Annotated in this window: 5 protein-coding genes; 1 reads left to right on the top strand and 4 read right to left on the bottom strand. The window is 71.4% G+C overall.

Annotation, left to right across the window (positions count from 1 at the left end; translation table 11 throughout):
• Positions 1–156 precede the first annotated feature (156 nt).
• On the top strand, positions 157–1,197 hold the full coding sequence (locus tag CCN29_RS15265) for a glycosyltransferase family 2 protein (RefSeq protein ID WP_006134688.1): 1,041 nt from the start codon (positions 157–159) through the stop codon (positions 1,195–1,197).
• 86 nt (positions 1,198–1,283) lie between these two features.
• Here CCN29_RS15265 and CCN29_RS15260 read toward each other — a convergent pair whose 3' ends face one another.
• The 4 genes from CCN29_RS15260 to CCN29_RS15245 form a co-directional block, all read right to left on the bottom strand.
• Positions 1,284–2,876 (bottom strand): LCP family protein, encoded by a 1,593-nt coding sequence (locus CCN29_RS15260; RefSeq protein ID WP_006134687.1) that lies wholly within the window; start codon positions 2,874–2,876, stop codon positions 1,284–1,286.
• Between the two features lie 151 nt (positions 2,877–3,027).
• Positions 3,028–4,677, bottom strand: a complete 1,650-nt coding sequence (locus CCN29_RS15255) for an LCP family protein (protein WP_189408738.1) — start codon at positions 4,675–4,677, stop codon at positions 3,028–3,030.
• Positions 4,678–4,773: 96 nt separating this feature from the next.
• On the bottom strand, positions 4,774–6,534 hold the full coding sequence (locus CCN29_RS15250) for an LCP family protein (protein WP_078883005.1): 1,761 nt from the start codon (positions 6,532–6,534) through the stop codon (positions 4,774–4,776).
• A gap of 243 nt (positions 6,535–6,777) precedes the next feature.
• Positions 6,778–7,703, bottom strand: a 926-nt coding sequence (locus tag CCN29_RS15245; protein ID WP_107481703.1) for an LCP family protein, incomplete at its 5' end; no start/stop codon positions are given.

Raw genomic sequence — 7,703 nt, 5'->3', positions numbered from 1 at the left:
GCCGGGGGGAGCGCGGCGGTGTGGGCAAGGGGGGCACCTCCGGACGACGGCCGAGCGGGAATCGTGAGCACCGTAGGCCGATACGATCTGCGGCCCTCCGCACAGCACCCCGGCACGCGCAACCGTGTCCCCCGTTCGCGGTAACGTGAGGCTCCTATGAACGCCAATCCCGACGTGCGGCCCCCGGCCGTTTCCGTGATCATGCCCGTCCTCAACGAGGAGCGGCATCTGCGCGGCGCGGTCCGCGCGATCCTCGCCCAGGAGTACGCCGGCGAGATGGAGGTCGTGATCGCCCTCGGTCCGTCCACGGACCGCACGGACGAGATCGCCGCCGAGCTCGTCGCCGAGGACCCGCGGGTGCACACCGTGCCCAACCCGACGGGCCGCACCCCGGCCGCTCTCAACGCGGCGATCAAGGCCTCGCGCCATCCGATCGTGGTCCGCGTCGACGGCCACGGGATGCTCTCCCCGAACTACATCGCCACCGCCGTGCGCCTCCTGGAGGAGACCGGCGCGCAGAACGTCGGCGGCATCATGCACGCCGAGGGCGAGAACGACTGGGAGCGCGCCGTCGCCGCCGCGATGACCTCGAAGATCGGCGTGGGCAACGCCGCCTTCCACACCGGCGGCGAGGCCGGCCCCGCCGAGACCGTGTACCTGGGCGTGTTCCGGCGCGAGGCGCTGGAGCGGCAGGGCGGCTACAACGTGGAGTTCATCCGCGCCCAGGACTGGGAGCTGAACTTCCGCATCCGTGAGGCGGGCGGGCTGATCTGGTTCTCGCCCGAGCTGCGGGTGTCGTACCGGCCCCGCCCGTCCGTGCGAGCGCTCGCCAAGCAGTACAAGGACTACGGCCGCTGGCGCCATGTGGTGGCCCGCTACCACGCCGGCTCCATCAACCTGCGCTACCTCGCGCCGCCGGCCGCCGTGTGCGCGATCGCGGCCGGGATCGTGGTGGGCGCGGCGCTCACCCCGCTGGGCTTCGTGATCCCCGGCGGCTATCTCGCGGCGATCGTCGCGGGCTCCATACCCGCCGGCAAGGGACTGCCGCTGAAGGCGCGGCTCCAGATCCCGGTGGCCCTGGCGACCATGCACATGTCGTGGGGCTGGGGCTTCCTGACCAGCCCGCGGTCGCTGGCGAAGAAGGTCATCGCCTCCCGGCGGCCAGCCGTCCGGGCGGAGGACGCCACGGCGGCCTGACGCCCCGTCCGCCCCTCACCTCGACGGTCCGCCCGGCACCGCGACGTCCGAAGGCCCCTTCCCGCACCGGGAAGGGGCCTTCGCGCTCACCAGGTGAAGGCCGGGTTCACGTGCATGCAGGCCGTGTCGTCCGCGCCGTTCAGCGCCTGCGCCGACTCCGGCGTGGTGTCGTCGCGCTCGGGCGCCTCGTACCGCGTGCCCTCGCGCCAGTCGGCGCCCACGACGAGCGTCACGCCGGACACGTCCGTGGACCGCTTCACCGCGTCCGCCGGGATGCCGAGGGCCACGGCGATCCGGCGGGCGTCGCCCTCCAGGTCGGCGCTCGGGTAGCGCACCACGGTCCGCGCCTCGGTGTACGCGCCCGCGGTGTCGGCGGTGGCGCTCGCGAAGCCCCGCTCCTGGAGCTCCCCGGCGATCGCGCCGGCCCGGCCCGGGGCGAGGGCCAGGGTGTCGGTGCGGGTGCCGTTGCGGACCTGCACGGCGATGTCGGCGTCGGCCGCGGCCGGGTCGGCGGGCGGCTTCTCCACGGCCGGCTCGGGCTTCGCGTCCTTGCCGTCGAGGGCGATGTCCTCGCGCACCAGCCGGAACAGCTGCTCGGCGTCCTCCGTGGGCTCCACGCGGGCGCCCACGTACCGGTTGGGCATCGTGGTCATGGTGATGCGCTCCGGCTTCACCTTCCGCAGCTCGGTGGACAGGTCGTACAGCTTCTTCACCGTGTCGAGGCCCGGGTCGACGGTGAGCGCCCGGGTGGCCTCCTCGGCCAGCCGGCGCAGGTTGTTGGGGCTGCTCAGGCTCACGTTCTCGCGCAGCTGCCGGGCCAGCGAGTTCATGTACATGTGCTGCGCCTTGTTGCGCGCGAGGTCGCTGCCGTCCTCGAAGCCGTACCGGGTGCGCAGCCACTGGAGGGCCTGCTCGCCCTTGACCGGGTGGGTGCCCTTCGCCAGCTTCAGCCCGGAGCCGTGTCCCTGGGAGTCGCGGGAGTGGATGTTGGCGTCGACGCAGACGGGGACGCCGCCGACCGCGTCCGCCATGGCGACCACGCCCGCGAAGTCCACCATGACGAAGTGGTCGATGTGGATGCCGGTCAGCTCCTGCCAGGTGGCGACCGTGCAGCCCGGACCGCCGTGCCCGAGGCTCTGGTTGGTCATCACCCGGCCCTCGCTCGCCGGGTACACCGTGCCGTCGTCCGGGTCGGTGCACTTGGGGATGTGCAGCAGGGTGTCGCGCGGCATGCTGATCACCGACATGTTGCTGCGGTCCGCGGACAGATGGAGCAGCATCTGCACGTCCGCCAGCGGCGTCGAGCCGAACGTCTCGCGGGCGCCGCCGAGTTTCTGGTTCTCCTCGCTGTCCCGCGCGTCGCTGCCGATCAGCAGGATGTTCAGCGGGGTCTGGCCCGCCGCGTTGGGCGTCGGCTCGGCGACCTTGGCGTCGCCGAGGTTCAGCGGGTCCTTCTTGATGTTGTCGTTGAGCTGCCGGTAGTACAGGTACCCCGCACCGCCGGCCGCGAGTATGAGCAGCGCCAGCACCGCGGCCGACCACTTGAGCATCCGGCGCAGGCGTCGCGGGCGGGGGCCCGTGCCGTCGCCGGGCGGCGCGTCGTCGGCGGGGGGAGCGTCGTCGGGAGCCGGCGCGAGCCCCTCGTCGCGGACCGTCTCCCGCGTGGCGTTCTGTGTCACTGCCCCGTCCTTCCCACCCCTGCACACACCTCGCTCCGGCACGCAGGCCCCGTCCTGCGTCCTGTTAGACGCACGACGGGCCCGTCAGTTGCCCAGGGAAACCCCTCGATTTGGCCAAGGGGCGGGTGGGAGCCCTGCTCCGCCGCAGGCGCTACCAGCGGTACGGCGCGTACACGTCCATGCAGGCGCCCTTCTCGTCCGCGCTGAGGGCGTCGGCGTCGTCCGGCAGGTCGCCCGCCTTCGGCAGCTCCGGCTCCCGGTACGTCCCGCCTTCCCGCCAGTCCGCGCCCACCACCACGGTGACGCCGGACACGTCGGCCGACCGGCGGACCGAACTCACGGGAATGCCGAGGGACTTGGCGACCCGCTGGGCGTCCCCCTTCAGATCGTCGGCCGGGTAGCGCACGACGGTCCGCTCCTCGGCGCCGGCGGCGGAAGTGTCCGGCGCGGCGCGGGTGAAGCCCTTCGCGGCCAGCTCCTGGGCGATCGCACTCGCCCGGCCGGAGACCGGTCCCTCGGTCGCGGACCGGGTGGCGTTGCGCACCAGCACACCGATCTCGTCGTCGGGGGCTGACGGGTCCGCGGTGCGCTGCTCGCGGGACGCCTTGCCGTTCCCCGGGTTCTTCGCGTCCGTGCCGCCCTTGTCGTCGAACGGCACGTCGTCCCGGAGCAGCGACCAGACCTGCTCCGCGTCGTCCCCGGCGGGCAGCAGGTGGTTGGCGTTCTGCGGGTCAGGGACGGTCGGCAGGGTCGTCATGGTGATGCGGTCCGGCGGCACCGTCCGCAGCTGCATCCCCAGGTCGTACAGCTTCTTCACCGAGCCGATCTCCTCGGAGACCTGGAGCGACTTCGTGGCCGCCTCCGCGAGGTCGGTGAGCCGGCCGGTGTCGGTGAAGACGTTCTGCCCGCGCAGGGTGCGGATCATCGAGTTCATGTACATCCGCTGCGCGCGGGTGCGCAGGATGTCGCTGCCCCACGCGTGCCGGGTGCGCAGCCACTGGAGGGCCTGCTCGCCCTCCACCTTGGTCCTTCCCGCCCGCAGCTTCAGGCCCGAGCCGCCGGGCACGCCGGGCAGCGCACGGTCCCACACGTTCTGCCGGACGCAGACCTCGACGCCGCCGACCGCGTCGGCCATCCGCACCACGCCCGCGAAGTCGATCGTCATCCAGTGGTCGACGTAGACGCCGGTGAGGTTCTCCCAGGTGGCGAGCGTGCAGCCCGGACCGCCGCGCGCAAGCGAGGTGTTGATGATGTCGTTGGTCGCCGGGTACGCCGTCCCGGTGTCCGGGTCGGTGCAGCGGGGGATGTCGACGCGGGTGTCGCGCGGGATGCTCACCACGGCCGCGCTCCTGCGGTCGGCGGCCAGGTGGATCAGCATCTGAACGTCGCCGAGCGGCGGGTTGCCGCGGTTGTCCTTGCCGCCGCCGAGGGCGACGTTGGCGTCGGAGGCGCGGCTGTCGGAGCCGATCAGCAGGATGTTGAGGGGCGTCTGCCCGGCCGCGTTCGGCGCGGACCGCTCCGCCTTGGAGTCGCCGCTGCTGCGCTCGCCCTTCACCAGGTTGTCGTTGAGGTGGTCGTAGTACAGGTAACCGGCGCCGGCCGTGCCGAGTATCAGCACGGCCAGGGTCGTCGCCGACCAGCGCAGGGCGCGCCGCGCCCGTCCGCCGCGCGGTCTCCCGGCGCCGTCGCCGCCCTCGGGGGCGTCAGGCCCCTCGGGACGGCCCCCGTCGGGCGGGCCGGACCGGCGCGGGGCGGCGCCGTCCGGCCGTGCCCCTTCCTCGTACACGTCACTTCGCGTCATCGTGCGGTGTTTTCCTCCCCACCCCTGGCCCCCCACCCTGGACATGGAACGGGCCCGTCTGCGCCCCGTAGGACGCGAGACGGGCCCGTCCGGTGCCTATTCGGCGCACACGACCTTGTCCGCCGTGGACTTCTTGATGTCGTCCGGCGCCTTGTCCGGCGGAGTGAGGGACACGCCCGCACCCTTGAAGTCCTTGCCGAGGGTCAGCGTCATCGCGGGCAGCCCCTGGGAGTTGGTGACGCTCTCGCCCGGCTTCATCGCCGACCCGGACAGACCCAGGATGTCCGCCAGCCGGCGCGCCTGGTCCGCCTGGTCGGGGGCGTACTCGAGGGTGGTCTTCGCCAGCTCCGCGGGCGCATTGCCCGCGTTCTCCGACTTGCCCACACCCTGGTCGACCTGGAGCCAGCTCAGGGTCGACTGGGCGCTCCCGGCGGGCGCGCCGCCGTTGAGGATGCGCACCCGCACCTCGGACGCCGGGGCCTTCTCGCCCTTCAGACGGGCGGCGACGGCGGCCTTCTCCTTCTTCTGCTGCTGCTTGACCTCGGTGAACGACACGTCGTTGCGGATCAGGTCGAAGACCTCCGGCGCCTTCGACTCGTCGAGCACGACGGTCGCCTTGATCTTCTCCGCGGGGTTGTCGACCACCGGGATCGTCGTGAAGGTGAGGTTCTTGACGTTGAGCTTGCCCAGCTCCATGCCAAGGTCCTTCAGCTTGTTGATGCTGTTCAGCTGGGAGTCGACGGTGAGCGCCTCGGTGCCCGCCTCGGCCAGCTTGATCATCTTGGACGGGCTGGTGAGCGTGTCGTTCGACTTCAGTTCGCGCATCAGCGAGCTGAGGAACTGCTGCTGGAGCTCGATGCGGCTCAGGTCGCCGCCGAGGCCCACCGAGTGACGCGTGCGCACGAACGCCAGCGCCTGCTCGCCCTCGATCCGGTGCGTGCCCTTGGGCAGATTCAGGTGCGAGTCCGGGTCGTTGATGTCCTTGCCCAGGCACACCTCGACGCCGCCGACCGCCGAGGTCAGCGTCTTCACCGCGTTGAAGTCCGCCACCATGAAGTTGTCCGGCTTGATGCCGGTCAGCTCGGTCACGGTCCGCATGGTGCAGCTGGGCGTACGGCCGCTCTGCCCGAGGCTGGTGTTGAAGCGGGCGCCGGTGGAGCCGGGGATGACCTTCTCGCTGCCGTCCTCCTGCTGGGTCGGGCAGTCCGGGATGTCGACTATCAGGTCGCGGGGGATGCTCAACGCGGTCGCGTTGGAGCGGTCCTTGGAGACGTGCAGCAGGATCGTGGTGTCGGCGTGGCCCTCGCTGCCCTTGTCGCCGTAGCCCTCGTTGCCCGCGCCGGTCCGCTTGTCGGTCCCGATCAGCAGGATGTTGATGGCCTGGTCCTTCTTGAAGCCACCGGTGCTCGCGCCGTCGTCCGACACGGACGTGATGTTGTCGTTGAGGTGCTCCAGGTACAGATAGCCGCCGACACCCGTCGCGAGCACCAGGAAGGCCACCGTGCCGCTGGTCCACAGCAGCACCTTCTTGGCCTTCTTGCCCTTCGCCGGCTTGCGCCCGCGGCGGCCCGGAGGCTCCTCCGGCGCACCCCGGCGCCGGCGCTGCGGCGGCACGTCCCGCCCGGGCGTCTCACGCTCGGGGGAGGCGCGGCCGGGGCGCTCGGGCGCCTGGTCGGGCGACGCCGACCGGGCGCGCGGATTTCCCGCACCCGTGTTCCGCGGCCCCCGTGGGGCGGGAATGGGTGACTGCGGTGCGGAAGGGCTCAGTCGCAGTTCGTATTCGCCGGTGTTCGGATTGAGTACCCACTGGTCTGCGGGATCGATGTTCTCTCCCCGCCCACGGCCTTGCGCGTCCACGGTCGCTCGAATCCTCCGTCGGGGCCACGCGGCGCCTTTCCCCTCCCAAGGCGCTCGGGTCTCGGTCACACAGTGCGGGATCTCAGGACGGACCTGAAGGAACGGACGCACCGGAGGGCTCACACTAACGGGCCGGATCGGCTGCGGGCGACGCCGGTGACGAATTCCACGCCTTCACAAGGGGCAATCCGCCCATTTCCATGGACAGGAGTTCGCAGACTGTGAGCCGCCTTTGAGGTTCCTTTACGCGCAGGTGTCCTCGGCGGCGGTGTTCCCGGAGAACGTGGGCGCCGGGGACGCGCTGTCCGCCGGGGCCGCCGTTTCCTTTTCCGTGGCCTTTCGCTCACCGTGCGTATTCACACGGACGGGTTGGTCCTTGCGCAGGCGCTCGAACAGTTTCCCGGCGGCGGGCTGGGCGAGTTGGTCCCGATTCACGTCCCCGGCGTACGACTCCCGTGGCACGGTGAGGAATTGCACACCTGCCGCGGGGATGTCACGAAGTCCCCGTACGAGTTCGTACAAACCGCGCAAGCTGGCGAGTTCGGGGTCCGTGGTGAGGGACGAGGTGGCCGCGTCCAGAACGGGATACAGCTTCACCGGATTCAGCAGGATCTCGTTGCTGCGGACCTTGTTGACCAGCGCGCCGAGGAACCGCTGCTGGCGCTCGATGCGGCCGGTGTCGCTGCCGTCCCCGAGGCTCTTGCGGGCGCGGACGTAACCGAGGGCCTGTTCCCCGTCGAGGGTCACCCGCCCCGCCGGCAGGTGCAGGTGGGCGTCCTCGTCGTCGATGGGCGCGCTCAGGCACACCTCGACGCCGTCCACCGCGTCGACCATCTCCTTGAACCCCTCGAAGTCGACGACGACGTGGTGGTCCACGCGGATGTCGGTGAGCTTCTCGACGGTACGGACGGTGCAGGCCGAGCCGCCCACCTCGAAGGCCGCGTTGAACTGCGTGAACATCGGCGCGGACCGCTTCCCGTCGGGGCGGCGGCAGTCGGGCACGTCCACCATCAGGTCGCGCGGTATCGAGACCGCGGTGGCGTTGCGCCTGCCCGCCGACAGATGCAGCAGGATCACCGTGTCCGAACGCTCGGTGCCCGGGTCGCGCCCGTAGCGGCGGTTCTCCGCGCCCGCGCGCGAGTCCGACCCGATCAGCAGGATGTTGAGGG

It is taken from the genome of Streptomyces pseudogriseolus (assembly GCA_002154585.1).
GTDB lineage: Bacteria > Actinomycetota > Actinomycetes > Streptomycetales > Streptomycetaceae > Streptomyces > Streptomyces pseudogriseolus.
The sequence above is the reverse complement of the archived record's forward strand: the minus strand, read 5'-3'. Positions and strand labels throughout refer to the sequence as shown.

Coding starts and splice junctions, on each gene's coding strand:
- CCN29_RS15255 (WP_189408738.1), bottom strand. CDS start 4,677: ATGACGCGAAGTGACGTGTACGAGGAAGGGGCACGGCCGGACGGCGCC.
- CCN29_RS15265 (WP_006134688.1), top strand. CDS start 157: ATGAACGCCAATCCCGACGTGCGGCCCCCGGCCGTTTCCGTGATCATG.